Genomic DNA, 24169 nt, shown 5'->3' with positions numbered 1-24169 from the left:
GATGCATTATTTTGAAGGTCTCTCTTTCTTCATGACGCTAGGACTCGTTTTGATCATAGCGTTCATATTAAATGTCTTTCAAAAATCTACGTATTATCTATCATTACTATTCTCAGTAGTGATGGTCTATTTCGTGTTTATTAAAACGCCGGACCAACTGATTGCGCTATTGGGATTTGTAGTGTTAGGGTACATTTTGATGCAGATGACCTCTAAGCTGAAGGATCGCAAGAAGACAATGCCGATTATGGTGTTGTTAGCAGGATTGCCGTTAATTGTGGTGAAAGTTTTACCTGTGTTTCATGTGAATGGATTTGGATTTTTAGGAATTTCTTATATGACCTTCAAATTAGTCCAAATCATTATCGAGATATATGACGAGTTGATTGAAAAACCACTGTCTGTTCTCGATTACACGCATTTCTTGTTATTTTTCCCAGCGCTAAGTTCTGGACCGATTGACCGTAGTCGACGTTTTATGGATGATTGGCACAAACAAAGAAGCCGAGGGGAGTACTTAGAACTCGCAGGTACTGGTATTTTTAGATTAGTATTAGGTTTATTCTATAAGTTGGTATTATCCGGAATGGTATTTCAACATATGAACGGGCCGGTAGAAAAAGATGTGACCTATCTTATCGGTTATATGTATCTTTATACCGCGTACTTGTTCTTTGACTTTGCTGGATATAGTTTAATGGCGGTAGGGGCAAGTAATATTCTAGGTGTTGAAACGCCGATGAACTTTAATTTTCCATTTATCAGTATCGACATCAAAGACTTCTGGAACAGATGGCATATTACGCTATCGACATGGCTACGTGACTTTGTGTTCTCGCGTGTTGTAATGCGGTTTATGCGTAAGAAAGTATTCAAGAAGAGACTGACGACGGCGATGGTGGCCTATATGATCAATATGACCTTTATGGGATTTTGGCATGGGGTGACGCTGGACTACATCATCTACGGTGTGTATCACGGGGTACTGATGGCGTCATTTGAATGGTATCAGAAGAAGTCGAAGTTTTATAAGAAAAACAAGAATAAGACATGGTATAAAATCACAAGCTGGCTCATTACGATGCATTTAGTAATGTTAGGATTCTTGATTTTTTCAGGAAAACCATTATTATGGATAAGTAAATTAATTTCAATGCAATAGGAGGGATTTCCGTGGAAGAAAGAATTTTAGAAATTTTAGAAGAAATTTGCGAAGATGAAGTAGTATACGAAGATAAAGACATCAACTTAAAAGAAGAAGGGTTAATGGATTCATTAGCATTCGTTGAACTTCTTGTTCGCTTAGAAGAGTTTGGTATCGAAGTGGCTCCAACAGAAGTGACTTATGAAGAAATCGATACTCCAAATAAAATTATTAAGTACGTTTCTGAAAGAACAAATTAATATATTGTTACAAATAAAATGTAAAGAATCGGTTCGAGTTATACTTGGACCGATTTTTCTTTTAGTTTATTGCATGTTTTAAAGAGTTATAGATTTTAGCGGAAATCATGCTATAATGGAAAAAACTATTGAAGGATGAATATATTTTTATAGATTGTAGGAGGTTTTTACAGAATGAATTATTTCGAGGGACTTGAATTTTTCCTTTTCTTATTAATTGTTCTTTGCGGTGGATTTGTATTAAATTTTTTTGGGAAAAAGAAAGAGGTTTATATACTTGCAATCTCGCTAATTTTTGCAGGGACAATTTATGGGCAAAGCAAAAAAATGGTTGTTTACCTCGTGGCGTTTATTATTTATCAATATCTTCTTGTGATGCTGTCCAATAGGTTAGAAAAAAAGTGGTTAAAAACATTGAGCCTATTATCTGTTGTCCCGTTAGTAATTAATAAGATATTCGCGATTACGAGTCTTCACTTAATGGCTTTTATCGGAATTTCTTATATGTCATTTAAAACAATACAGATAATGATAGAGATATCAGATGGTATTATTAAGGAAAAATATAGTTTCTTGGATTATTTACAATTTTTATTGTTTTTCCCAACTGTTAGTTCAGGTCCGATTGATCGTAGTAGAAGATTCTTTGATGATATTAAAACAATTATGCCAAGAGAAGCTTATTTGGAATTAGCAGGAACTGGCGTTTATAGGGTAGTCCTAGGGCTTCTGTATAAAATTATGTTTTCAACATATGTTTATCAAATGTTATCGGCTTTAAAAAACACAGGAACTTTAACTTATTCTGTGAAGTATATGTATTTATACACATTGTATCTTTTCTTTGATTTTGCCGGGTACAGTTTAATGGCGGTAGGAACTAGTAATATCTTGGGGGTTCAAACTCCTATGAATTTCAACAAACCATTTTTGAGTATAGATATTAAAGATTTCTGGACAAGATGGCATATTACTTTATCAACTTGGTTAAGAGACTTTGTTTTTTCTAGAGTGCTAATGAATGCGATGAAGAAAAAGTTGTTCAAAAGCAGATTACAAAATGCTTCATTTGCATATATGGTTAATATGTGTGTGATGGGTTTTTGGCACGGATTAAGTATAAGTTATGTTATTTATGGGGTGTATCATGGTTTCTTGATGGCAGGGTTTGAATGGTATCAAAAGAAATCAAAATTCTATAAAAAGAATAAGAATAAAACATGGTATAAACTAACTAGCTGGTTTGTCACAATGCACTTGGTGTTTATTGGTTTCTTTATTTTCTCTGGAGAACCATTAAAGTTAATAATGTCGATTTTAAAAAGATAATTAAAATTTGAAGATTGGAGAAAGTGTAGAATAAGATGATAAAATTAAAAGCATTTTTAACATCAATTGTACTCGTTATAATAACGCTTATCTTGCTAAGTATGACTTATGTAAAGAAAGTAGACGATTATTATAAAGTAAATGACAATAGCATTCGTTATAGTACTAATTATGAAAAATATAAAAGCAAGGATATTCTAACGAGTAATATTGACGTGAATACTTTGGTATTATTAGGGTCTTCGGAGTTAGTAGCTACGATTAATGAGGATTATCATCCAAATAAAATTTTTAATTATAAAGATTTTAATATCATGCAAATTGGAACGAGTTATTCTCAAAATATCATTCAAGCAACCACTTTAGCATCAATTGAAGAAGGAATGAAGAAGCGAAAGGTTGCTATTATTGAATCTGTACAATGGTATGAAAAAGATGGTACGCATCGGGATGCATTTTTGAATAAAGCTTCGCAAGAACATATTTATAATGCGTTGACGAATGATAAAATTAGTAAAGAAACTAAAGAAAAACTGATTGATAGAATTATTGAAATCACAAAGGGAAATAAACAACAAAACGACCTCTATAAAAAGTACAAAAAAGTTTTAGTAGAGAATGAAGGGACTTTTATCGACCGTTTATTGATGGGTTTTGATAAAATGCTTTATTCCTTTAAATTAAAATTAATGTTTTATCGAAATCATAGTAAATCAGATTATCCAGTAAGCGGAGAAGCAACTCCAAACTATAACTGGGAAGAGATGGCTGAAAAATTTGTGGATGAAGTGAAAAAGAAAACAAATAACAATGAGTTTGGAGTCGATAATAAATATTATGATACGTACTTAAGAGAAAGACTTGATTCGTTGAAAGGCGCATATAAAGATATTGATTATACTGAATCGCCAGAGTACTCAGATTTTGAGATTTTCTTAACGGTGGCAAAAGAATTGGGAATTGAAGTTGAAGTGATTATTTTCCCAGTTAATGGTAAATGGAATGACTATACTGGAGTTTCCAGAGAGATGCGTGAAAAGACTTATAGAAAAATCGAGAGTGTAGCTAATCAGTTCGGCGTAAAAGTGTTAAACTATGGTGACAGAGAATATGAGGATTATTTCTTGTTTGATGTGATGCACGTGGGTGTGAAAGGATGGATGGAAGTTGAAAAAAATCTATATGAATTTTCTAAATAATGCAACGGATAAACAAAAGTTCGTTCTATGGACTGCTTTCTTCTATGTGGTTATTTTAGGTTTAGTTATCTATTGTTTAGTAACTGATTTCTCGAATGTTCAGGAGTTTATTTATAGTGAATTTTAGTGATAATCAATATGACTTTGATCACTGCTTTAAGTATAAAAAAGAGGGGGCAATCCCCTCTTTTTTGTTTAGAATTTAATATTTAATAGTTCGTTTACTTCGTTATAGGTGGATTGGATTCGCTCAAGCGTTTCTTTATCGACGGTATGCTCTAGAGGGCCTCCTGGCATATAGTTTTCAGCGAGAAAAATTTGGTAATCATAGGCTTGTCTTCCTTCGAAGGTCCGGTCTATTCTTGTGCGGGAAACCCATGTTGGATGGGCTTTAACACTTGTGAGTGTGGTCTTTCCCTTTTCTTTTTCGATAGTAATATCCATTATCACACCACGTTCTGTCCAAATATCATCAAGCGTTTCAAGTCGTTGGTTAGAAAGGAGATTCCCCATCGAGTAGATGATGAATTTCTTTTCACCGTCTTTAGTGATAGTTTCGGTCGGTTCAATGACGTGTGGATGTCCGCCAAAAATCACGTCCGCACCCCATTCAATCATTTGGTGATACGTATCAATTTGTCCTTGTGTTGGATGAAGGTGATATTCTTCTCCCATTTGTGGCAACACAATCGTAAAGTCGGCAATTTCTTCAGCGCGTTGGATGAGTTGCTTCACTTTTTGCATATTCAAATCGTATAAGTGGTTGTTATATTCTTCGTCGGTAAGGCTTGCTTCGATTCCGTTGAAGCCATACGCAAATCCAAGGATAGCGACTTTAATGCCATTGACTTCTTTTACAAGAATGCCTTCAGATGGGTCGACTTTTACCCCGAAAATATCAAGTCCGTTTTTACGAAAAGCATTGGCTGTGTATTTCAACCCTTCGATGCCTGTATCAAGAATATGATTATGCGCTAAGTCGAGTACATCGTATCCTGCGTCTTTGATGCTTTGAATCACTTCTTCTGGCGCATTGAAAATTGGATATCCAGCAAGGGGTTCGTTTGGGTTGATGGTTCCTTCGAAATCTCCAATCGCAAGGTCCGCGCTGGATACGAGTGGGGTAATTTGTTCATAGTCATTTTTGAAATCATATGATGTCCCATCAAATGCACTTCCATAAACAATATCATGATAGAGCATATCTCCGCTTGCGGTGATGCGAGCAACTTGCTTATTCGTTGGTGGTGACTGCAGTTTATTTGGTGTAGCATCTTGGTTTTGTTCGCCCGAAGTCTTTTGTGTTTGAACAGTCTCTATGCTTTCTTGCGCGGAGGGACGAGTAAGGAATCCTGCCGTAATCGTAAATGCAGATAAGATACAAACCCCATAAAATTCCATTCGCTTAATCTTGTCATTCTGTGAATTGCCTCTCATATATTCCCCTCCAATACCTGTTGTAACTGTATTATACCCCGAATTAATTCCTATTTAAATAGTAATTTTGGAATATGAAGAAATAAATAATTTAATCACAATATCCTCTAGAATTACTCAGCTGATAGCTATATAATTTAGTTGAAGGCAGTAGGTGATAGTTTTTTATAGGAAATTGTTATAGGAAGGGTGTAGGGAAATGGATAAGTCGATTAGGTTTCTTCTAAGAATCTTCTGTTGTTTTGCTGCTTTGATTATTTTAGTTCTAGTGCGGGTTAGAGTAGCTAGTGTGTATGGAGAAACGGGAGCCTCGATTCATTCTAGGGACGAGATTGTTCATCTAGAAGAAGAAATTCTTAATATGTCTCGCGATGGTGACGAACATATAGAAGGTGTTGATTTTGAACATGCGGTCGAGACGTACTATGATGTACCGCTGTTTAAAGAGGAAAAGAATCTAGATAGCGAAGAGATTGAACGTCTCGTAACAGATAGTCACTACAAATGGGTGGTTCCGATAAAGAATCCTTCATTGGAGAAAGAGGCGCATCTTTATATAGGAGGCCCAGCAAATTCGTCGGAAATAGAAGCTAAAGTGAAGCAGGGATATCTGACAAAAGAAGAAGGAGAAAAACTGATTCAGTCACAAGGAAAATGGACAGTTGCATATGTGAGCACTTATGAGAAAAATAAGCATTCGATTGTGACAGCGGCACAGGAAGTGATTGCCAGAGAGAACTTGAATGTTGAAAAGATTTTGTTTGTTGTGCCCAAAGAACTACAAATTCCGGTAGTGCTTATAAAAGTTGATGGGGAATACCAAGTGATGTTTCATGAGTTTCCTTTAGTAGAAGGTGGCATCTCAAATGTAAAAGGTGAGTTATCACTTGATCGGTTCTATCCGTTTAATGAGGCTAAAGAAGTAGTGCGCGAGTTCGCTAAGGAACATCAATTAGGTTTGACAAGTGGTGATGCGAGACCGAATGGCGTTGTCGTTCCGTGGAAAGAGTCTTCCATTGTTGTGGTAGGTATAGGGGTTGCTGGATTCGTCCTTTATAAACTGTTTCGAAAAAAGATAGCGCAACCAAAAGTTCCTAAACCTTAAAAAACTGTAATAAAACGACAAAGGGTGGAAAAATAAAAGGAAATACGTTATAATAAGACCGTTAAAAATAAATGCTGTAAGCATCAAGGAGGAACTAAAACATGAGTCGTTTAGTAAGCATGACTGAAATGTTACAAAAAGCTAAAGAAGGTAAATACGCTGTTGGTCAATTCAACATCAACAACTTAGAATGGACACAAGCAGTATTAACAGCAGCTCAAGAAGCTAACTCACCAATTATCTTAGGTGTATCTGAAGGCGCTGGTAAATACATGGGTGGTCCTACAGTTGTTTCTGCTATGGTAAATGCATTATTAGATGCAATGAACATCACTGTTCCAGTAGCATTACACTTAGACCACGGTTCTTCAGTAGAAGTATGTAAACAATACATCGACGCTGGATTCAGCTCAGTAATGTTTGACCACTCTCACTTCCCAATCGATGAAAACATCGCGTTAACTAAAGAAGTTGTAGAATATGCACATCCAAAAGGAGTTTCAGTTGAAGCTGAAGTAGGTACTGTAGGTGGTACTGAAGATGGCGTAACTGGAGGAATCAACTACGCTGACTTAAACGAATGTGTACGTATGGTTAAAGAAGCTCACATCGATGCTTTAGCAGCAGCTTTAGGTTCTGTTCACGGAACTTACTCAGGTGAACCAGTATTAGGTTTCGATGAAATGTTAGCAATCTCAGAAGCTACAGGGGCTCCATTAGTATTACACGGTGGATCAGGTATCCCAGAATACCAAATCAAAAAAGCAATCGAACGTGGACATGCTAAAATCAACGTTAACACTGAATTACAACAACAATGGACAGCAGCAGTTCGTGCTAAATTAAACGCAGACGCTGGTGTTTATGACCCACGTAAAATTATCAAACCTGGTTTCGATGCAATCGTTAAGATTACAAAAGAAACAATGGACATCTTCGGTTCAACAGGAAAAGCTTAATAATTACTATTTTGAGACAGGTGATTTCGCCTGTCTCTTTTTAATTAGACCAATAAATATCCACTGGCTAAGCCGGTGGATATTTATTTGAGCAAAATAATACCATAAAAGAGCAATATTATCATATGTGATAATTATCATATATGATAATTTTAAGGTGTGGAGGTGGGAGAAATGAAGCGCAAGTTTAAAATCGAAAGAGATATGGTAGATCAGCTAGATGAGTATTCATACAAAGAAAAAGTAAAGTATGCAGCCATATTAAAAATACTGCAAGAAGATGGGTTAACAGAAGAGATGATTCAAAAATGGGGTCGATGGTATAAAGGAAAACACGGATTGCTAATAACCCTTTCAAAAAATGTTAAGGAGGAGATGGACGATGGGGACGTACCTAACTTCAAAACTTTGCAAGCTTTCATCAGAATATCCGACGTTTGAGTATGATTTAGAAAAGGAAATGATGATGCAGCGAGTTGCGTTACAAATGACAAAGTTACAGACGGTGACAGGACTTTCTTTAGAAGATTTTGCAAAAGAAGTCGATCTTAAAGCATCAAATCTTTCGAGATTGCAGAGCGGAGACCATAATCCAACTATTCTTACTCTGTTGGATTTAGCTTATCGATGTGGATATGATGTAGAAGTGAAAGTAAAAAAGAAAAAACTGCCTAAGTAGCATTACAAAATTACAATTGTTCACAGAAAAAATCTCTTAGAGCATAGCAATTTAACTCCTAAATTTGTTTTTATAAGTGTAAGACTTATTAGATTATGAATAGAAATGAGGAGGAAAAATTATGACACATCATACATTTGTTGAGAAGAAACTGCATTTACGATTCAAAGGGAGTGACAGAAAAACAAAGAACCTGATTATTTCACGTCCTAAGGATAAATTGAAGAAGGATTCAGCTAATATAGCAATGGAGAGTATTATAGGAGCTAATCTTTTTGAAAAAGACGGAGTACAATTGTATGAAGGACGAAGAAATGCTTATTATAAGACGCGGAGAGTGGATGTCTTTCTTTAACAACAATAAATAATCGAATAAATATCCACCGGCTAAGACGGTGGATATTTATTTGTGGAGTAAGTTTCTTCTATATAGATTGTACCGAATAAAAGGGAACATTTTCTCTTAAGAAAATTCTTGACGTGTTGAAGGAGAAATGCTATTCTATTAGAGGTGCTTTTATACCTGATTCCTGATAAGTAATCAAATCAGTCGTGCTGACTGGTAAGAAGGCCATTTTATGAGACAGTGATGTCTTTTAATTTTTAACAAAAAATGGTCCGCCCGGAAGTGTGGACCAAGAAGAACCCGTTAGGGAAGGAGGAAGAGCTTAATGCCAACTATTAACCAATTAGTCCGTAAACCTCGTAAATCAGCAGTTGAGAAATCAGCTTCTCCAGCGTTAGGTAAAGGCTATAACAGTTTCAAAAAATCACAAACGAATACAAACTCTCCACAAAAACGTGGTGTATGTACTCGTGTAGGTACTATGACACCTAAAAAACCTAACTCAGCGTTACGTAAATACGCTCGTGTACGTTTATCTAACTTAATCGAAGTAACTGCGTACATTCCAGGTATCGGTCACAACTTACAAGAACACAGCGTTGTGTTAATCCGTGGTGGACGTGTAAAAGACTTACCAGGGGTACGTTACCATATCATTCGTGGTGCTTTAGACACTGCAGGAGTTAACAACCGTATGCAAGGCCGTTCTAAATACGGTACTAAACGTCCTAAAAAATAATTAAAAAAATAAAACACTCATTAAATGAAAGGAGGATTATAAATGCCTCGTAAAGGTCCTGTCGCAAAACGTGATGTTTTACCTGATCCAATTTATAATTCAAAATTAGTTACTCGTTTAATCAACCGTTTAATGGTAGATGGAAAACGTGGTAAAGCTGCAACAATCTTATATAACGCATTTGATATCGTTAAAGAAAAAACTGGAAACGATCCAATGGAAGTTTTCGAACAAGCAATGAAAAACATTATGCCTGTTCTTGAAGTTAAAGCTCGTCGTGTAGGGGGTTCTAACTATCAAGTTCCTGTTGAAGTTCGTCCAGACCGTCGTACTACATTAGGTTTACGTTGGTTAGTAAACTACTCACGTTTACGTGGTGAAGACACAATGGAAGTTCGTTTAGCTAAAGAAATTATGGATGCTGCGAACAACACTGGTGCTTCTGTTAAGAAACGTGAAGATACACATAAAATGGCTGAAGCGAACAAAGCGTTTGCTCACTATCGTTGGTAAGATTAAAAAGGTTTTTCAACCTTTTTGGTCTCGCTTATTGTTAGAAATATAGAAAGAGGTGTAGAACGAAGATGGCAAAAAGAGAATTCTCTCTTGAAAATACTCGTAATATTGGTATCATGGCCCACATCGATGCAGGTAAAACTACAACGACTGAGCGTGTACTTTATTACACTGGTAAAATCCACAAAATTGGTGAAACTCACGAAGGAGCTTCACAAATGGACTGGATGGAACAAGAACAAGAACGTGGTATCACTATTACATCAGCTGCTACAACAGCACAATGGAAAGGTCACCGTATCAACATCATCGACACTCCAGGGCACGTGGACTTCACAGTTGAAGTAGAACGTTCTCTACGTGTATTAGATGGTGCGGTAGCTGTACTTGATGCTCAATCTGGGGTAGAACCTCAAACAGAAACTGTATGGCGTCAAGCTACAACATACGGAGTTCCACGTATCGTATTTGCAAACAAAATGGATAAAATCGGTGCTGACTTCTTATATTCAGTACGTACAATCCACGAACGTTTACAAGCAAATGCACACCCAATTCAATTACCAATCGGAGCTGAAGACAACTTCACTGGTATCATTGACTTAATCAAAATGAAAGCTGAAATCTATACAAATGACTTAGGTACAGATATCCAAGAAACAGATATCCCTGAAGATTTACAAGATTTAGCTGAAGAATGGCGTGAAAAATTAGTGGAAGCAGTTGCTGAAACTGACGAAGCTTTAATGGAACGCTATTTAGAAGGTGAAGAAATTTCAGAAGCTGAATTAAAAGCAGCTATCCGTAAAGCTACATGTGCGGTAGAGTTCTACCCAGTATTATGTGGTTCTGCCTTCAAAAACAAAGGGGTACAATTAATGTTAGATGCAGTAGTTGACTACTTACCATCTCCATTAGATGTTCCTTCAATTAAAGGTATCGATCCTAACACAGACCAAGAAACAGAACGTCATTCATCAGATGAAGAACCATTCTCAGCATTGGCCTTCAAAGTTATGACTGACCCATTCGTAGGTCGTTTAACATTCTTCCGTGTGTACTCTGGTACTTTACAATCAGGTTCATACGTTAAGAACTCAACGAAAGGTAAACGTGAACGTGTAGGACGTATCCTACAAATGCACGCGAACTCTCGTCAAGAAATTCCAGAAGTATTCTCAGGAGACATCGCTGCTGCAGTTGGTCTTAAAGATACAACTACAGGGGACACATTATGTGACGAAAAAGCGGAAGTTATCTTAGAATCAATGGAATTCCCTGATCCAGTTATCGAGGTTGCTATTGAACCTAAATCAAAAGCTGACCAAGATAAAATGGCTATCGCTTTACAAAAACTTGCAGAAGAAGATCCAACATTCCGTGCTTACACTAACCAAGAAACTGGTGAAACAGTTATCGCTGGTATGGGTGAGTTACACTTGGATATCATCGTTGACCGTATGCGTCGTGAGTTCAAAGTAGAAGCTAACGTAGGTGCTCCTCAAGTATCTTACCGTGAAACATTCCGTGCTTCTACACAAGCTGAAGGTAAATTCGTTCGTCAATCAGGTGGTAAAGGTCAATACGGTCACGTATGGATTGAATTTACTCCTAACGAAGAAGGTGCTGGATTCGAATTCGAAAACGCTATTGTCGGTGGGGTAGTTCCTCGTGAATACATCCCTGCAGTTGAAGCTGGATTGAAAGACGCTATGGAAAACGGGGTATTAGCTGGTTATCCATTAGTTGACATCAAAGCTAAACTTTACGATGGATCATACCATGATGTCGATTCATCTGAAACAGCCTTCAAAGTTGCCGCTTCTATGGCATTGAAAGCTGCTGCTAAGAAAGCTCAACCTGCTATCTTAGAACCTATGATGGCTGTTGAAATTACAGTTCCTGAAGAATACTTCGGAGATGTAATGGGACACGTTAACGCTCGTCGTGGACGCGTTGAAGGTTCTGAAGTTCGTGGTAACGCACAAATCGTTAAAGGTATGATTCCTTTATCAGAAATGTTCGGTTACGCAACTACATTACGTTCTGCAACACAAGGTCGTGGTACTTTCAGTATGACATTTGACCACTATGAAGATGTTCCTAAGAGCATTGCAGAAGAAATCATTAAGAAAAACGGCGGTAACGGAGAATAATCTCTAGCGCTGCATCCTATCAAATGAACTGAATCGACTGGTTATGTCAGTCATAACCAGTTGATTTTTAAGAGAGTTCTTTGGTATAATTACAATCGGTAGATACTGTTATAGAATCTAACAAAACTCAATTATTAGGAGGAATCATTTAAATGGCAAAAGAAAAATTTGACCGTTCAAAACCACACGTTAACATTGGTACAATCGGCCACGTTGACCACGGTAAAACAACATTAACTGCTGCTATTACAACTGTATTAGCTAAGAAAGGTTTCGCGCAAGCTCAAGATTACGGTTCAATCGATAAAGCTCCAGAAGAACGCGAACGTGGTATCACAATCAACACAGCTCACGTTGAGTACGAAACTGACACTCGTCACTACGCTCACGTTGACTGCCCAGGACACGCGGACTACGTTAAAAACATGATCACTGGTGCTGCTCAAATGGACGGTGCTATCTTAGTAGTATCTGCAGCTGACGGCCCAATGCCACAAACACGTGAACACATCTTATTATCACGTCAAGTAGGTGTTCCTTACATCGTTGTATTCTTAAACAAAGTTGACATGGTTGACGATGAAGAATTATTAGAATTAGTAGAAATGGAAGTTCGTGACTTATTATCAGAATACGATTTCCCAGGCGATGACACTCCAGTTATTGCAGGTTCTGCTTTACGCGCTTTAGAAGGCGACGCTTCATACGAAGAAAAAATCTTAGAATTAATGGCTGCAGTTGACGAATACATCCCAACTCCAGAACGTGACGTTGACAAACCATTCATGATGCCAGTCGAAGACGTGTTCTCAATCACAGGTCGTGGTACTGTTGCTACAGGTCGTGTTGAACGTGGACAAGTTCGTGTTGGTGACGAAGTTGAAATCGTTGGTATTTCAGAAGAAACTTCTAAAACAACTGTTACAGGTGTTGAAATGTTCCGTAAATTGTTAGACTATGCTGAAGCAGGGGATAACATTGGTACATTATTACGTGGTGTTACACGTGACAACATCGAACGTGGACAAGTTCTTGCTAAACCAGGAACAATCACTCCACATACTAAATTCAAAGCTGAAGTTTACGTATTAACTAAAGAAGAAGGTGGACGTCACACTCCATTCTTCTCTAACTACCGTCCTCAATTCTACTTCCGTACAACAGACATCACTGGTGTTTGCTTGTTACCAGAAGGCGTTGAAATGGTAATGCCTGGTGACAACGTAACTATGGAAGTTGAATTAATTCACCCAGTTGCTATCGAAAACGGTACTAAATTCTCTATCCGTGAAGGTGGACGTACAGTAGGTGCTGGTTCAGTAGCTGCTATCGAAAAATAATTTTTCTTAAAATTGATTTTCAAGACTATCCAATTTTGGATAGTCTTTTTTTATTAAAAAATTTTTAAAATAAAATGTCAGACAATTGAAAGCGAAAAACATAAATGAGTATAAATCTCTGAAAACGTTGATATATCAACGTTTGTAAAGGCTTTAAAATAAAATGGAACACACGGGCGCGTGTGCATAAATAAATGCTGTTAAATCAACGGTTTTCACTTGCAATCAAAAAAAGAATCTTGTATACTATTAAAAGTGCCGCAGAGGAATGTAAATTCTAAAGCAGCATACCCCCTCTTAAAATAAGAAGGGGAGCTATGAAACGAGAGGTTGCGACACGCCCGGACGCTTTGCCACGAAAGGGTCAAGTCGGAAATTCGCGTGGAGCTAGTCTTATGACAACATTAGACGAAGGAGGAAAGACAATGGCAAAACAAAAAATCCGTATCCGTTTGAAAGCTTACGAACACCGTGCGCTTGATCAATCAGCGGAAAAAATCGTAGAAACAGCAAAAAGAACTGGTGCTAGCGTAGCTGGTCCAATTCCATTGCCAACAGAAAGATCGCTTTACACAGTTATTCGTGCGACTCACAAATATAAAGATTCTCGCGAACAATTTGAAATGCGTACACACAAGCGTTTGATCGACATCGTTAATCCAACGCCAAAAACTGTTGATGCCTTAATGAAGCTTGATTTACCAAGCGGCGTTGACATCGAAATCAAATTATAATAAATAGAAAAATGGAGGTGTAACCATGACCAAAGGAATCTTAGGCAAAAAAGTAGGGATGACTCAATACTTTACAGAAGCAGGTGAACTTATTCCTGTAACAGTTGTTGAAGTAACTCCAAACGTTGTTCTTCAATTAAAAACAATCGAAAACGACGGTTACGAAGCTGTTCAATTAGGTTTCGACGACTTACGTGAAGTTTTATCAAATCGCCCTGCTAAAGGTCATGTAGCAAAAGCAAATGCTACTCCTAAGCGCTTCATTCGTGAATTCAACAATGTCGAGCTTAGCGAGTACGAAGTAGGACAAGAAATTACAGTTGATGTATTCAAAGCAGGAGACATCGTTGACGTAACAGGTACATCTAAAGGGAAAGGTTTCCAAGGTGCTATCAAACGTCATGGACAATCTCGCGGACCAATGGCTCACGGTTCTCGTTACCACCGTCGTCCTGGTTCAATGGGTGGAGCATCATTCCCATCACGCGTTTTCAAAGGTAAAGCATTACCTGGACAAATGGGTGGCGACCGTATCACTATTCAAAACTTAGAAGTAGTGAAAGTTGATGCAGAACGCAATGTAATCTTAATCAAAGGTAACGTACCTGGATCTAAGAAATCATTAGTAGAAATTAAAACAGCAATTAAATCTAAATAATAAATAGGGAAGGAGGAACGAGAGAATGACAAAAGTTACATTATTTAAACAAGATGGAACAACAAACGGAGAAATCGAATTAAACTCAGAAATCTTCGGAATTGAACCAAACGAAAATGTAGTATTCGACGCAGTAATCATGCAACGCGCTTCATTACGTCAAGGAACACACGCTGTTAAAAACCGTAGTGCGGTAAGCGGAGGCGGCCGTAAACCATGGCGCCAAAAAGGAACTGGTCGTGCTCGTCAAGGATCAATCCGTTCACCACAATGGCGTGGCGGAGGTATTGTATTCGGACCAACACCTCGTTCATATAGTTACAAATTACCTAAAAAAGTACGTCGCTTAGCGATTAAATCAGTATTATCACAAAAAGTATTGGATAACAAGCTTGTTGTAGTGGAAGCATTACAATTTGACGCACCAAAAACAAAAGAGTTTGCACAAGTATTGTCTAACTTAAACGTTGATACAAAAGTGTTAGTAGTTGTAGAATCTTCAAACGATTTCGCATTATTAGCAGCTCGTAACATTCCAAACGTAACAATCGTTGACGAAACAGATGTTACAGTATTAGACGTTGTAAACAACGACAAATTATTAATCACTAAAGCAGCTCTTTCTAAAGTAGAGGAGGGACTTCAATAATGGATGCACGTGACGTAATCAAACGCCCTATCATTACTGAAGCTTCAATGCTTGCTACTGACGAAAAGAAATACACTTTTGAAGTTGATGTACGTGCTAACAAAATTCAAGTACGTCAAGCCGTAGAAGAAATTTTTGGTGTTAAAGTTGAAAAAGTTAACATCTTAAATGTACGTGCTAAATTCAAACGTGTTGGCCGCTACGGTGGTTACACTAACAAACGTCGTAAAGCAATTGTGAAGCTTACAAAAGATTCAAAAGATATTCAATTATTCGCTGAAGAAGCTTAATCTTCAGAAAGAAAAAACTACTATAATAATAGGAGGAAATAGACGTGGCGATTAAAAAATATAATCCAACCTCAAACGGCCGTCGTAATATGACAGGTTATGACTTCAGCGAAATCACAAAGTCAACACCAGAAAAAACTTTGTTGGAATCATCAAAAAACAACGCTGGTCGTAACAGCCAAGGTAAAATCACTGTACGTCACCAAGGTGGCGGACACAAACGTGCTTACCGTGTGATCGACTTCAAACGTAACAAAGATAACGTTGAAGGTGTAGTTCACTCAATCGAGTACGATCCAAACCGTACAGCAAACATTGCATTAATTCACTATGTAGATGGTGTTAAAGCATATATCATTGCTCCAAAAGGTTTACAAGTAGGACAACGTATCGAATCAGGAGAACATGCTGATATTAAAGTAGGTAATGCTTTACCATTAGCAAACATCCCAGTGGGTACTGTAATCCACAACATTGAAACAAAACCAGGTAAAGGCGGACAATTAGTTCGTTCAGCTGGTACAAGTGCACAAGTACTTGGTCAAGAAGGTAAATACACTTTAGTTCGTTTGAACTCAGGTGAAGTTCGTATGATTCTTTCAACTTGCCGTGCAACAATCGGTACTGTTGGTAACGAACAACACGAATTAATTAACTTCGGTAAAGCAGGACGTTCTCGTTGGAAACGTAAACGCCCAACAGTTCGTGGTTCTGTAATGAACCCTAACGATCACCCACACGGTGGTGGTGAAGGTCGCGCTCCTATCGGACGTCCAACACCTGTATCTCCATGGGGTAAACCAGCTCTTGGATACAAAACTCGTAGCAAGAAAGCTCGTTCTAACAAGCTTATTGTTCGTGGTCGTAAAAAATAATTAACTAGATAGCAAATCTGATTCTATTAAAATTCTGGAAGGAGGATTTCCATAATGGGTCGTAGTTTGAAAAAAGGACCTTTCGTCGATGATCATTTGATGAAAAAGGTTGAAGCTGCTCAAGGTAGCGACAAAAAAGTTGTGATCAAAACTTGGTCACGTCGTTCAACAATTTTCCCAAACTTTGTTGGACAAACAATTGCTGTATATGACGGCAGAAAACATGTTCCAGTATATATTCAAGAAGACATGGTAGGTCACAAATTAGGTGAATTCGCACCAACAAGAACTTACCGTGGTCACGTGAATGACGATAAGAAATCTAAACGCAAATAACGAGGGGAGGACTTGAAAAATGTCAGAACAAATCACATCTGCAAAAGCAGTTGCTAAAACAGTTCGTATTGCACCTCGTAAAGCTCGTCTTGTTGTCGATCTAATTAGAGGTAAAAAAATCGGTGACGCAATTTCAATCTTGAAATTTACACCACGTTCTGCATCACCAATCGTAGAAAAAGTTTTAATGTCTGCAATTGCTAACGCTGAACACAATTTTGACTTAGATGTTGAAAACTTATATGTAAGTGAAGCTTACGTGAACGAAGGACCAACTATGAAACGTTTCCGTCCACGTGCTAAAGGTTCAGCTTCACAAATCTTAAAACGCACAAGCCACATCACTGTAGTGGTATCAGAGAAGAAGGAGGGATAATCAGTGGGTCAAAAAATTCATCCATTAGGAATGCGTGTTGGAATCATCCGTGACTGGGATTCAAAATGGTACGCAGAAAAAGATTTCGCAGAATTCTTACATGAAGATTTAAAAATCCGTGATTATATCCGTAAACAATTAAACGAAGCTAGCGTTTCAACAATTGAAATTGAACGTGCTGCTAATCGTGTTAATGTTTCAATCCACACAGCTAAACCAGGTATGGTAATTGGTAAAGGTGGATCTGAAGTAGATAAATTACGTACAAACTTAAACAAACTAACAGGTAAACGAGTTCACATCAACATTGTTGAAATCAAAAAACCTGATTTAGATGCTAAATTAGTTGCTGAAGGAATCGCTCGCGACTTAGAACGTCGTATCGCTTTCCGTCGTGCACAAAAACAAGCTATCCAACGTACAATGCGCGCTGGTGCTAAAGGTATCAAAACAATGGTATCAGGTCGTTTAAACGGTGCCGATATCGCTCGTTCTGAAAGCTATTCAGAAGGAACAGTTCCATTGCATACATTACGTGCGGACATTGACTACGCATGGGAAGAAGCAGATACAACATACGGTAAATTAGGTGTTAAAACTTGGATCTACCGCGATGAAGTATTACCAACAAGAAAGAACAAAAACTCTGAGAAAGGAGGGAAATAATCATGTTAGTACCTAAACGTGTAAAACACCGTCGTGAGTTCCGTGGAAAAATGCGCGGGGAAGCTAAAGGTGGTAAAGAAGTAGTATTCGGTACATACGGTTTACAAGCAACAGAATCTCACTGGATTACAAACCGTCAAATCGAAGCAGCACGTATCGCTATGACACGTTACATGAAACGTGGTGGGAAAGTATGGATTAAAATTTTCCCTCACAAATCATACACAGCTAAAGCTATCGGGGTTCGTATGGGTTCTGGTAAAGGGGCACCTGAAGGATGGGTTGCACCAGTTAAACGCGGTAAAGTGATGTTTGAAATCGCTGGCGTATCAGAAGAAGTAGCACGCGAAGCTTTACGTTTGGCATCACACAAATTGCCAGTTAAAACAAAATTTGTGAAACGCGAAGAAAATGGTGGTGAATCGAATGAAGGTTAATGAACTTAAGAAAGAACTTAAAGGGTTATCCACTGCTGAACTTGTTGAAAAAGAAAATGAATTAAAACAAGAACTATTCAACTTACGATTCCAACTTGCTACTGGGCAATTAGAAGGTACAGCACGCATTCGTGAAGTACGTAAACAAATTGCGCGTATCAAGACTGCATTGCGTCAAGAAGAATTGCAAAAATAATCATCAGCAAAGGAGGCAATGAACATGACTGTAGAACGTAACCAACGTAAAGTATATCAAGGACGCGTTGTTTCAGATAAGATGGACAAAACGTTAGTAGTTGCAATCGAAACTTACAAACGTCACTCAACTTACGGTAAACGTGTTAAATATACTAAAAAATTTGTAGCTCATGATGAAAATAACTCAGCAAAAGTTGGGGACATTGTTAAGATTATGGAAACTCGTCCATTGTCAAAAACAAAACGTTTCCGCTTAGTTGAAATTGTTGAAGAAGCAGTAATTATTTAATTTCAAATTGTGTATACATTTGAAAGGAGGAACCAATAGTGATTCAAACAGAAACTCGACTAAAAGTGGCTGACAACTCAGGCGCTCGTGAAGTGTTAACAATTAGAGTTCTAGGCGGATCTGGCCGCAAAACAGCTAATATCGGTGACGTAATCGTTGCATCCGTTAAACAAGCAACACCAGGTGGAGTTGTTAAAAAAGGGGATGTCGTTAAAGCTGTAATCGTTCGTACTAAATCAGGTGCACGTCGTAAAGACGGTTCATACATTAAGTTCGACGAAAATGCATGTGTAATCATTCGTGATGACAAGAGCCCTCGTGGAACACGTATCTTTGGACCAGTTGCACGTGAATTACGTGACAACAACTACATGAAGATCGTTTCATTAGCTCCAGAAGTATTATAATTCTCATCAAAATCGAAGGAGGTGTAACACATGCACGTAAAAACTGGTGATATCGTAAAAGTAATCTCAGGTAAAGACAAAGGTAAAGAAGGAAAAATCTTAAAGAGCTTTCCTAAAAAAGACCGTGTAATCGTTGAAGGTGTTAACATTGTTAAGAAACATCAAAAACCATCTCAAGCGAACCAAACAGGGGGAATCGTTGAAGTGGAAGCTCCAATTCATGTTTCAAACGTAATGTTCGTAGACCCAACTACAGGTAAAGCAACTCGTACAGGCTTTAAAGTAGAAAACGGTGAAAAGGTACGCGTACCTAAAGGTCGTAATAAAGCATAATTCAGTAATTTGAGGAAGGAGGACCATCCTGCATGAATCGCTTAAATGCAAAATACAAAAACGAAGTAGTACCTTCATTAATTGAAAAATTTAACTACAAATCAGTTATGGAAGTACCAAAAGTAGAAAAAATCGTTATTAATATGGGTGTTGGTGATGCAACATCTAACGCTAAAAACTTAGAAAAAGCAGTTGAAGAGTTAACATTAATCTCTGGTCAAAAACCAGTTGTAACAACTGCGAAGAAATCAATCGCTGGTTTCCGTTTACGTGAAGGTATGCCAATCGGAACTAAAGTTACTTTACGTGGTGAACGTATGTATGACTTCTTAGACAAGTTAGTAACAGTTTCATTACCTCGTGTACGTGACTTCCGTGGGATTTCTAAAAAATCTTTTGACGGACGCGGTAACTACACATTAGGTGTTAAAGAACAATTAATCTTCCCTGAAATTGACTACGATCGCGTAGACAAAGTCCGTGGTATGGATATTGTTATCGTAACAACAGCTAATACAGACGAAGAAGCAAAAGAATTATTAACTCAACTTGGAATGCCTTTCCAAAAATAAAAATAAAACTCACAGGAGGCGAGTAGTTTGGCTAAAAAATCAATGATCGCAAAAAACAAACGTCCAAAAAAATATTCAACTCAAGAATATACTCGTTGTGAACGTTGTGGTCGACCACATTCAGTTTATCGTAAATTCAAACTTTGCCGTATTTGTTTACGTGAGCTTGCCTATAAAGGGCAAATCCCAGGAATGAAGAAAGCAAGTTGGTAATCATTACTACTTGATAAAGGAGGTACTCATTAATGGTTATGACAGATCCAATCGCGGATTTCTTAACTCGTATTCGTAACGCGAACATGGTTCGTCACGAATCACTAGAAGTTCCGTCATCAAACATGAAAGTTGCTATTGCGAACATCTTAAAATCTGAAGGTTTCATTAAAGACTTCTCAGTTGAAGAAGATGGTAAACAAGGCATCATGAAAGTGTTCTTGAAATATGGAAAAAATAACGAACGTGTAATTACAGGATTGAAACGTATTTCTAAACCTGGTTTACGTGTTTATGCTAAAACAGGTGAAGTTCCTAAAGTATTAAACGGTTTAGGAATCGCTATTGTATCAACATCTGAAGGTGTTATTACAGACAAAGAAGCAAGAGCTAAAAACGTAGGTGGAGAAATTCTAGCATACGTTTGGTAATCTAGAAAATAAGGAGGTGCAGCCAAGTGAGCCGTATCGGTAATAAACCAGTCGTTATTCCAGCTGGAGTAACAGTAGACGTTAAGGATCATACAGTAACAGTTAAAGGTCCTAAAGGTGAATTAAGTTATACATTTAACCAAAACATTTCTTTAGAACAACGCGAAGGTGAAGTAGTATTCACTCGTCCAGATGATTCAAAAGAAAACAAAACAATCCACGGAACAACTCGCGCAGTTTTCAACAACATGGTAGTTGGTGTTACTGAAGGATTCCAAAAAGAATTGGAATTAATCGGGGTTGGGTATCGTGCTCAATTACAAGGTAAAAAACTTGTATTAAACGTTGGATATTCTCATCCAGTGGAGTTCACTCCAGAAGAAGGAGTAGAAATCGAAGTTCCTTCTAATACAAAAGTAATCGTTAAAGGTTATGACAAACAAAAAGTTGGCGAATTAGCTGCTAACATTCGTGGCGTACGTCCTCCAGAACCTTATAAAGGTAAAGGAATTCGTTACGTTGATGAATTTGTACGTCGTAAAGAAGGTAAAACAGGTAAATAATTTTAGTGATTATTTACCTTTTGTTGCGCTTATCGCAGCATGATTAATTAATAAGAGGTGAAAATTGTGATTACAAAACCAGACAAAAATAAAGTGCGTCAAACTCGTCACGCACGTGTTCGTCGTAAAATCTCTGGTACTGCTGAGTGCCCACGCTTGAACGTTTTTCGTTCTAACAAAAACATCTACGCTCAATTAATTGATGACGTAGCGGGTGTGACGCTAGCAAGTGCCTCTACTTTAGATACTAATGTAGAAAACGGAACAAAAACTGAGGAAGCTTCTGCTGTAGGTAAATTAATTGCAGAACGCGGACTTGAAAAAAATATTAAAGAAGTAGTCTTTGACCGTGGTGGATACTTATACCATGGACGTGTAAAAGCTTTAGCTGAAGCTGCACGTGAAAATGGACTAGTATTCTAGGAAAAGGAGGATCCACAATTCATGGTTAATATTGATGCAAGAAACTTAGAATTAGAAGATCGTGTTGTTGCGATTAACCGCGTTACAAAAGTTGTAAAAGGTGGACGTCGTTTACGTTTTGCTGCTTTAGTAGTTGTCGGTGACCATAATGGACATGTTGGTTTCGGTACTGGTAAAGCTCAAGAAGTACCAGAAGCTATTCGTAAAGCTATTGAAGATGCTAAGAAAAACCTTATTGAAGTTCCAACTAGTGGTTCTACAATTCCTCACGAAGTTATCGGTCGCTTCTGCGGTGGTAACGTATTGTTAAAACCAGCTCAAGCCGGTTCAGGAATTGCAGCAGGTGGACCAGTTCGTGCCGTTGTTGAATTAGCAGGTATTTCAGACGTAACTTCAAAATCTTTAGGTTCAAACACACCAGTTAACATGGTTCGTGCTACAATCGAAGGATTAAAACAATTAAAACGTGTTGAAGATGTTGCTGCATTACGTGGCAAATCAGTTGAAGAACTTTTAGGATAAGGAGGACATTAAAATGGCAGAATTAAAGATTACTTTAAAGAAAAGCTTGATTGGACGTCCTCAAAACCAAATCGATACTTGTAAAGCATTAGGCTTAACAAAAATTCGTTCAACAGTTGTTAAACCAGCTAACGTAGCTATCAAAGGCATGGTTAACACAGTTTCACATTTAGTGGATGTTGAGGAAGTTTAATTTAAAACTTATAAGAGGAGGTGCCCGGAACATGAAACTTCATGAATTACAACCAGCTGAAGGTTCACGTAAAGAACGTAACCGTGTTGGTAGAGGTCAAGGTTCAGGAAATGGTAAAACTGCTGGACGCGGAAGCAAAGGACAAAAAGCTCGTTCAGGTGGTGGCGTTAGATTAGGATTCGAAGGTGGACAAACTCCATTATTCCGTCGTATTCCAAAACGTGGTTTCCAAAATATTAATCGTAAAGAATATGCAGTTGTAAATCTTGAAACATTAAACCGTTTTGAAGATGGTCAAGAAGTAACTGCGACTGTACTAGTGGAGGCTGGTATCGTTAAAAATGAAAAAGACGGTATCAAAGTGTTAGCTAATGGTAAACTTGAACGCAAGTTAACTGTAAAAGCAAATAAATTCTCGCAAGCAGCAAAAGAAGCTATTGAAGCTGCAGGTGGAACTGTAGAGGTGATCTAATGTTCACTCTACTAAAGAATGCTGTTCAAATGAAAGATATTAGAAAACGTCTGTTATTCACATTGTCGATTCTAATTATCTTTCGTATTGGATCACAAGTTACTGTTCCTGGTGTAAATGCTGGAGCAATTCAGACATTTGCAACAACAGGAATTTTCGGATTGTTAAATACATTTAGTGGTGGGGCTTTATCAAACTTCTCATTGTTCTCAATGGGAGTTTCACCTTATATCACCGCATCCATTGTTGTCCAATTGTTACAAATGGATATTCTACCAACGTTCGTTGAGTGGTCTAAACAAGGGGAAGTTGGTCGTCGTAAATTAAATTCGGCAACTCGTTATTTAACAATTGTGATTGGATTTTTCCAAGCATATGCAATTTCTTTTGGATTTAATGTTTGGTCAAACTATGGGTTAATTAACAACCCAGGGGTCAAAACATTCTTAATGATTGCACTTGTGTTAACAGCTGGTTCCATGTTTCTAACATGGTTGGGAGATATGATTACCGTTAAGGGGATTGGTAACGGGGTTTCCGTTCTAATCTTCGCAGGTATTGTAGCAAGAATGCCACATGATATTTATGAATTCTATGTAAATCAAATTCAAGGTCGTACAGACACTGATTTTTATCGTGCAGTAGGATTCACAGTTGCATTAGTTGTAGCGATTGTTTTAGTCGTTATGTTAGTAGTATATATTGAACAAGCGCAACGTCGCCTGCCAATCTCATACTCAAAACGTGCAACTGGTTCAAGTGAAACATCTTGGTTACCTTTAAAAATCAACTCTGCAGGGGTAATTCCGGTTATCTTTGCTAGCTCATTTATGACATTGCCATCAACTATTTTAAGTTTGTATGCAAAAGATCATAATGAATCTGGCTGGTACCAACTTGCCACTAACATTTTTGATTTTTCTAAACCTGCTGGTGCAACATTATACACAGTGTTAATTGTTGTATTTACATTTTTCTATGCTTTCGTACAAGTAAACCCAGAGAAAGTAGCAGAAAACTTACAAAAATCAAGCGGATATATTTTAAGTGTCCGTCCTGGTAAAGATACAGAACAATTCGTTTCAGGTACTTTACTACGATTAAGTACAGTTGGTGCTCTTTATCTTGGTGGTATCTCAATCCTTCCAATGGTAGCTTCAGCATTATGGAACTTACCTCGTGGATTGATGCTTGGTGGTACAAACCTTCTAATCGTTGTTGGGGTAGCGTTAGAGTTAAGCCGACAAATTGAAGGACGTACAATTAAACGTAAGTATAAAGGATTTATTGAGGAATAATGGAAGAAATTGACAAGATGCAGCA

The 24169-nt window shown here is 37.7% G+C and carries 36 protein-coding genes; 35 read left to right on the top strand and 1 reads right to left on the bottom strand.

All coding sequences use genetic code 11. The annotated features are described in order from the left end of the window. The first annotated feature begins 1 nt into the window (after position 1). From dltB (ADH02_RS04390) to dltD, 4 genes are all read left to right on the top strand, one after another. On the top strand, positions 2–1162 hold the full coding sequence (dltB, locus tag ADH02_RS04390; protein ID WP_048782852.1) for a D-alanyl-lipoteichoic acid biosynthesis protein DltB: 1161 nt from the start codon (positions 2–4) through the stop codon (positions 1160–1162). A gap of 11 nt (positions 1163–1173) precedes the next feature. Beyond that, the gene (gene dltC, locus ADH02_RS04385) at positions 1174–1404 is read left to right on the top strand and encodes a D-alanine--poly(phosphoribitol) ligase subunit DltC (protein WP_048782850.1); all 231 of its coding nucleotides are present in this window, start codon (positions 1174–1176) and stop codon (positions 1402–1404) included. Positions 1405–1578: 174 nt separating this feature from the next. Next, complete coding sequence (gene dltB, locus ADH02_RS04380) at positions 1579–2733, top strand: D-alanyl-lipoteichoic acid biosynthesis protein DltB (protein WP_048782849.1); 1155 nt, start codon at positions 1579–1581, stop codon at positions 2731–2733. A gap of 35 nt (positions 2734–2768) precedes the next feature. Next, positions 2769–3932, top strand: coding sequence for a D-alanyl-lipoteichoic acid biosynthesis protein DltD (dltD, locus tag ADH02_RS09590; RefSeq protein WP_048782847.1), 1164 nt, complete (start codon positions 2769–2771; stop codon positions 3930–3932). 195 nt (positions 3933–4127) lie between these two features. On the opposite strand, the gene ADH02_RS04370 is transcribed toward dltD, so the two are convergent. Further along, positions 4128–5369, bottom strand: a complete 1242-nt coding sequence (locus ADH02_RS04370) for a CapA family protein (RefSeq protein ID WP_048782844.1) — start codon at positions 5367–5369, stop codon at positions 4128–4130. Positions 5370–5568: 199 nt separating this feature from the next. Here ADH02_RS04370 and ADH02_RS04365 point away from each other — a divergent pair, with 199 nt between their 5' ends. From ADH02_RS04365 to secY, 31 genes are all read left to right on the top strand, one after another. Then, the gene (locus tag ADH02_RS04365) at positions 5569–6474 is read left to right on the top strand and encodes a hypothetical protein (RefSeq protein WP_048782843.1); all 906 of its coding nucleotides are present in this window, start codon (positions 5569–5571) and stop codon (positions 6472–6474) included. Positions 6475–6575: 101 nt separating this feature from the next. Continuing rightward, on the top strand, positions 6576–7433 hold the full coding sequence (fba, locus tag ADH02_RS04360) for a class II fructose-1,6-bisphosphate aldolase (RefSeq protein ID WP_048782841.1): 858 nt from the start codon (positions 6576–6578) through the stop codon (positions 7431–7433). Positions 7434–7607: 174 nt separating this feature from the next. After that, positions 7608–7874 (top strand): hypothetical protein, encoded by a 267-nt coding sequence (locus ADH02_RS04355; RefSeq protein WP_048782840.1) that lies wholly within the window; start codon positions 7608–7610, stop codon positions 7872–7874. After that, positions 7816–8112 carry a helix-turn-helix domain-containing protein gene (locus ADH02_RS04350; protein ID WP_239681736.1) on the top strand — a complete coding sequence of 99 codons (297 nt, stop codon included), beginning with the start codon at positions 7816–7818 and terminating at the stop codon, positions 8110–8112. The genes ADH02_RS04355 and ADH02_RS04350 overlap by 59 nt, the downstream gene beginning before the upstream one ends. A gap of 121 nt (positions 8113–8233) precedes the next feature. Then, the gene (locus ADH02_RS04345; RefSeq protein WP_048782837.1) at positions 8234–8467 is read left to right on the top strand and encodes a DUF2922 domain-containing protein; all 234 of its coding nucleotides are present in this window, start codon (positions 8234–8236) and stop codon (positions 8465–8467) included. 316 nt (positions 8468–8783) lie between these two features. Then, positions 8784–9197: a 30S ribosomal protein S12 gene (rpsL, locus tag ADH02_RS04340; RefSeq protein ID WP_005607493.1), complete on the top strand. Its 414-nt coding sequence runs from the start codon at positions 8784–8786 to the stop codon at positions 9195–9197. A 42-nt stretch (positions 9198–9239) separates the two neighbouring features. Next, positions 9240–9710, top strand: a complete 471-nt coding sequence (gene rpsG / locus ADH02_RS04335; RefSeq protein WP_005607491.1) for a 30S ribosomal protein S7 — start codon at positions 9240–9242, stop codon at positions 9708–9710. A 71-nt stretch (positions 9711–9781) separates the two neighbouring features. Further along, positions 9782–11869: an elongation factor G gene (gene fusA / locus ADH02_RS04330; protein ID WP_048782836.1), complete on the top strand. Its 2088-nt coding sequence runs from the start codon at positions 9782–9784 to the stop codon at positions 11867–11869. A 152-nt stretch (positions 11870–12021) separates the two neighbouring features. Continuing rightward, complete coding sequence (gene tuf, locus ADH02_RS04325; protein WP_048782834.1) at positions 12022–13209, top strand: elongation factor Tu; 1188 nt, start codon at positions 12022–12024, stop codon at positions 13207–13209. Between the two features lie 425 nt (positions 13210–13634). After that, positions 13635–13943, top strand: a complete 309-nt coding sequence (rpsJ, locus tag ADH02_RS04320; protein ID WP_039849279.1) for a 30S ribosomal protein S10 — start codon at positions 13635–13637, stop codon at positions 13941–13943. A 25-nt stretch (positions 13944–13968) separates the two neighbouring features. Beyond that, the gene (gene rplC, locus ADH02_RS04315) at positions 13969–14601 is read left to right on the top strand and encodes a 50S ribosomal protein L3 (protein ID WP_005607483.1); all 633 of its coding nucleotides are present in this window, start codon (positions 13969–13971) and stop codon (positions 14599–14601) included. A gap of 25 nt (positions 14602–14626) precedes the next feature. After that, complete coding sequence (rplD, locus tag ADH02_RS04310; protein WP_048782833.1) at positions 14627–15250, top strand: 50S ribosomal protein L4; 624 nt, start codon at positions 14627–14629, stop codon at positions 15248–15250. Next, the gene (gene rplW / locus ADH02_RS04305) at positions 15250–15540 is read left to right on the top strand and encodes a 50S ribosomal protein L23 (protein WP_005607479.1); all 291 of its coding nucleotides are present in this window, start codon (positions 15250–15252) and stop codon (positions 15538–15540) included. Before rplD ends, rplW begins: the two co-directional genes overlap by 1 nt. Positions 15541–15584: 44 nt before the next feature. Then, positions 15585–16415 (top strand): 50S ribosomal protein L2, encoded by an 831-nt coding sequence (gene rplB / locus ADH02_RS04300; protein WP_048710364.1) that lies wholly within the window; start codon positions 15585–15587, stop codon positions 16413–16415. Positions 16416–16469: 54 nt separating this feature from the next. Next, the gene (gene rpsS / locus ADH02_RS04295; protein WP_048710361.1) at positions 16470–16751 is read left to right on the top strand and encodes a 30S ribosomal protein S19; all 282 of its coding nucleotides are present in this window, start codon (positions 16470–16472) and stop codon (positions 16749–16751) included. Positions 16752–16770: 19 nt separating this feature from the next. Further along, positions 16771–17127, top strand: a complete 357-nt coding sequence (gene rplV, locus ADH02_RS04290; protein WP_005607473.1) for a 50S ribosomal protein L22 — start codon at positions 16771–16773, stop codon at positions 17125–17127. Between the two features lie 3 nt (positions 17128–17130). Further along, positions 17131–17793, top strand: coding sequence for a 30S ribosomal protein S3 (gene rpsC, locus ADH02_RS04285; RefSeq protein WP_005607471.1), 663 nt, complete (start codon positions 17131–17133; stop codon positions 17791–17793). Positions 17794–17795: 2 nt separating this feature from the next. Continuing rightward, positions 17796–18230 (top strand): 50S ribosomal protein L16, encoded by a 435-nt coding sequence (gene rplP / locus ADH02_RS04280; protein WP_005607470.1) that lies wholly within the window; start codon positions 17796–17798, stop codon positions 18228–18230. Further along, the gene (gene rpmC / locus ADH02_RS04275) at positions 18220–18426 is read left to right on the top strand and encodes a 50S ribosomal protein L29 (protein ID WP_005607469.1); all 207 of its coding nucleotides are present in this window, start codon (positions 18220–18222) and stop codon (positions 18424–18426) included. The genes rplP and rpmC overlap by 11 nt, the downstream gene beginning before the upstream one ends. A gap of 24 nt (positions 18427–18450) precedes the next feature. Further along, a complete protein-coding gene (gene rpsQ, locus ADH02_RS04270) occupies positions 18451–18717 on the top strand; it encodes a 30S ribosomal protein S17 (RefSeq protein ID WP_039849226.1) in 267 nt (88 codons plus the stop codon). A 38-nt stretch (positions 18718–18755) separates the two neighbouring features. Beyond that, entirely contained in the window at positions 18756–19124 is a 369-nt protein-coding gene (rplN, locus tag ADH02_RS04265; RefSeq protein ID WP_005607465.1) for a 50S ribosomal protein L14, read from the top strand. A 30-nt stretch (positions 19125–19154) separates the two neighbouring features. Continuing rightward, positions 19155–19457, top strand: a complete 303-nt coding sequence (gene rplX / locus ADH02_RS04260; RefSeq protein ID WP_048710358.1) for a 50S ribosomal protein L24 — start codon at positions 19155–19157, stop codon at positions 19455–19457. A 32-nt stretch (positions 19458–19489) separates the two neighbouring features. Then, positions 19490–20029, top strand: a complete 540-nt coding sequence (gene rplE / locus ADH02_RS04255; RefSeq protein WP_048710355.1) for a 50S ribosomal protein L5 — start codon at positions 19490–19492, stop codon at positions 20027–20029. Positions 20030–20056: 27 nt separating this feature from the next. Then, entirely contained in the window at positions 20057–20242 is a 186-nt protein-coding gene (locus ADH02_RS04250; RefSeq protein WP_005607459.1) for a type Z 30S ribosomal protein S14, read from the top strand. Between the two features lie 32 nt (positions 20243–20274). After that, on the top strand, positions 20275–20673 hold the full coding sequence (gene rpsH, locus ADH02_RS04245) for a 30S ribosomal protein S8 (protein ID WP_048710352.1): 399 nt from the start codon (positions 20275–20277) through the stop codon (positions 20671–20673). A 26-nt stretch (positions 20674–20699) separates the two neighbouring features. After that, the gene (gene rplF, locus ADH02_RS04240; protein WP_048782830.1) at positions 20700–21236 is read left to right on the top strand and encodes a 50S ribosomal protein L6; all 537 of its coding nucleotides are present in this window, start codon (positions 20700–20702) and stop codon (positions 21234–21236) included. Positions 21237–21302: 66 nt separating this feature from the next. Next, a complete protein-coding gene (gene rplR, locus ADH02_RS04235; protein WP_048710346.1) occupies positions 21303–21659 on the top strand; it encodes a 50S ribosomal protein L18 in 357 nt (118 codons plus the stop codon). A 21-nt stretch (positions 21660–21680) separates the two neighbouring features. After that, positions 21681–22181 carry a 30S ribosomal protein S5 gene (gene rpsE, locus ADH02_RS04230; protein WP_048710342.1) on the top strand — a complete coding sequence of 167 codons (501 nt, stop codon included), beginning with the start codon at positions 21681–21683 and terminating at the stop codon, positions 22179–22181. Between the two features lie 13 nt (positions 22182–22194). After that, positions 22195–22374, top strand: coding sequence for a 50S ribosomal protein L30 (rpmD, locus tag ADH02_RS04225; protein WP_005607451.1), 180 nt, complete (start codon positions 22195–22197; stop codon positions 22372–22374). Positions 22375–22405: 31 nt separating this feature from the next. Next, complete coding sequence (gene rplO / locus ADH02_RS04220) at positions 22406–22846, top strand: 50S ribosomal protein L15 (protein ID WP_048782825.1); 441 nt, start codon at positions 22406–22408, stop codon at positions 22844–22846. Next, a complete protein-coding gene (gene secY / locus ADH02_RS04215; RefSeq protein ID WP_048782822.1) occupies positions 22846–24144 on the top strand; it encodes a preprotein translocase subunit SecY in 1299 nt (432 codons plus the stop codon). Before rplO ends, secY begins: the two co-directional genes overlap by 1 nt. Positions 24145–24169: the final 25 nt, after the last annotated feature.

Source organism: Streptococcus sp. 263_SSPC, assembly GCF_001071995.1.
In the GTDB taxonomy this organism is placed as follows: Bacteria; Bacillota; Bacilli; order Lactobacillales; family Aerococcaceae; genus Granulicatella.
This window is presented reverse-complemented; position numbering and strand designations above follow the sequence as displayed.

Excerpts from the sequence above, each read along its gene's own strand:
- dltB (WP_048782852.1), top strand. The coding sequence starts at position 2 with ATGCATTATTTTGAAGGTCTCTCTTTCTTCATGACGCTAGGACTCGTT.
- dltB (WP_048782849.1), top strand. The coding sequence starts at position 1,579 with ATGAATTATTTCGAGGGACTTGAATTTTTCCTTTTCTTATTAATTGTT.
- dltD (WP_048782847.1), top strand. The coding sequence starts at position 2,769 with ATGATAAAATTAAAAGCATTTTTAACATCAATTGTACTCGTTATAATA.
- ADH02_RS04370 (WP_048782844.1), bottom strand. The coding sequence starts at position 5,369 with ATGAGAGGCAATTCACAGAATGACAAGATTAAGCGAATGGAATTTTAT.
- ADH02_RS04365 (WP_048782843.1), top strand. The coding sequence starts at position 5,569 with ATGGATAAGTCGATTAGGTTTCTTCTAAGAATCTTCTGTTGTTTTGCT.
- fba (WP_048782841.1), top strand. The coding sequence starts at position 6,576 with ATGAGTCGTTTAGTAAGCATGACTGAAATGTTACAAAAAGCTAAAGAA.
- ADH02_RS04355 (WP_048782840.1), top strand. The coding sequence starts at position 7,608 with ATGAAGCGCAAGTTTAAAATCGAAAGAGATATGGTAGATCAGCTAGAT.
- ADH02_RS04350 (WP_239681736.1), top strand. The coding sequence starts at position 7,816 with ATGGGGACGTACCTAACTTCAAAACTTTGCAAGCTTTCATCAGAATAT.
- ADH02_RS04345 (WP_048782837.1), top strand. The coding sequence starts at position 8,234 with ATGACACATCATACATTTGTTGAGAAGAAACTGCATTTACGATTCAAA.
- rpsL (WP_005607493.1), top strand. The coding sequence starts at position 8,784 with ATGCCAACTATTAACCAATTAGTCCGTAAACCTCGTAAATCAGCAGTT.
- rpsG (WP_005607491.1), top strand. The coding sequence starts at position 9,240 with ATGCCTCGTAAAGGTCCTGTCGCAAAACGTGATGTTTTACCTGATCCA.
- fusA (WP_048782836.1), top strand. The coding sequence starts at position 9,782 with ATGGCAAAAAGAGAATTCTCTCTTGAAAATACTCGTAATATTGGTATC.
- tuf (WP_048782834.1), top strand. The coding sequence starts at position 12,022 with ATGGCAAAAGAAAAATTTGACCGTTCAAAACCACACGTTAACATTGGT.
- rpsJ (WP_039849279.1), top strand. The coding sequence starts at position 13,635 with ATGGCAAAACAAAAAATCCGTATCCGTTTGAAAGCTTACGAACACCGT.
- rplC (WP_005607483.1), top strand. The coding sequence starts at position 13,969 with ATGACCAAAGGAATCTTAGGCAAAAAAGTAGGGATGACTCAATACTTT.
- rplD (WP_048782833.1), top strand. The coding sequence starts at position 14,627 with ATGACAAAAGTTACATTATTTAAACAAGATGGAACAACAAACGGAGAA.
- rplW (WP_005607479.1), top strand. The coding sequence starts at position 15,250 with ATGGATGCACGTGACGTAATCAAACGCCCTATCATTACTGAAGCTTCA.
- rpsS (WP_048710361.1), top strand. The coding sequence starts at position 16,470 with ATGGGTCGTAGTTTGAAAAAAGGACCTTTCGTCGATGATCATTTGATG.
- rplV (WP_005607473.1), top strand. The coding sequence starts at position 16,771 with ATGTCAGAACAAATCACATCTGCAAAAGCAGTTGCTAAAACAGTTCGT.
- rplP (WP_005607470.1), top strand. The coding sequence starts at position 17,796 with ATGTTAGTACCTAAACGTGTAAAACACCGTCGTGAGTTCCGTGGAAAA.
- rpmC (WP_005607469.1), top strand. The coding sequence starts at position 18,220 with ATGAAGGTTAATGAACTTAAGAAAGAACTTAAAGGGTTATCCACTGCT.
- rpsQ (WP_039849226.1), top strand. The coding sequence starts at position 18,451 with ATGACTGTAGAACGTAACCAACGTAAAGTATATCAAGGACGCGTTGTT.
- rplX (WP_048710358.1), top strand. The coding sequence starts at position 19,155 with ATGCACGTAAAAACTGGTGATATCGTAAAAGTAATCTCAGGTAAAGAC.
- rplE (WP_048710355.1), top strand. The coding sequence starts at position 19,490 with ATGAATCGCTTAAATGCAAAATACAAAAACGAAGTAGTACCTTCATTA.
- rpsH (WP_048710352.1), top strand. The coding sequence starts at position 20,275 with ATGGTTATGACAGATCCAATCGCGGATTTCTTAACTCGTATTCGTAAC.
- rpsE (WP_048710342.1), top strand. The coding sequence starts at position 21,681 with ATGGTTAATATTGATGCAAGAAACTTAGAATTAGAAGATCGTGTTGTT.
- rpmD (WP_005607451.1), top strand. The coding sequence starts at position 22,195 with ATGGCAGAATTAAAGATTACTTTAAAGAAAAGCTTGATTGGACGTCCT.
- rplO (WP_048782825.1), top strand. The coding sequence starts at position 22,406 with ATGAAACTTCATGAATTACAACCAGCTGAAGGTTCACGTAAAGAACGT.
- secY (WP_048782822.1), top strand. The coding sequence starts at position 22,846 with ATGTTCACTCTACTAAAGAATGCTGTTCAAATGAAAGATATTAGAAAA.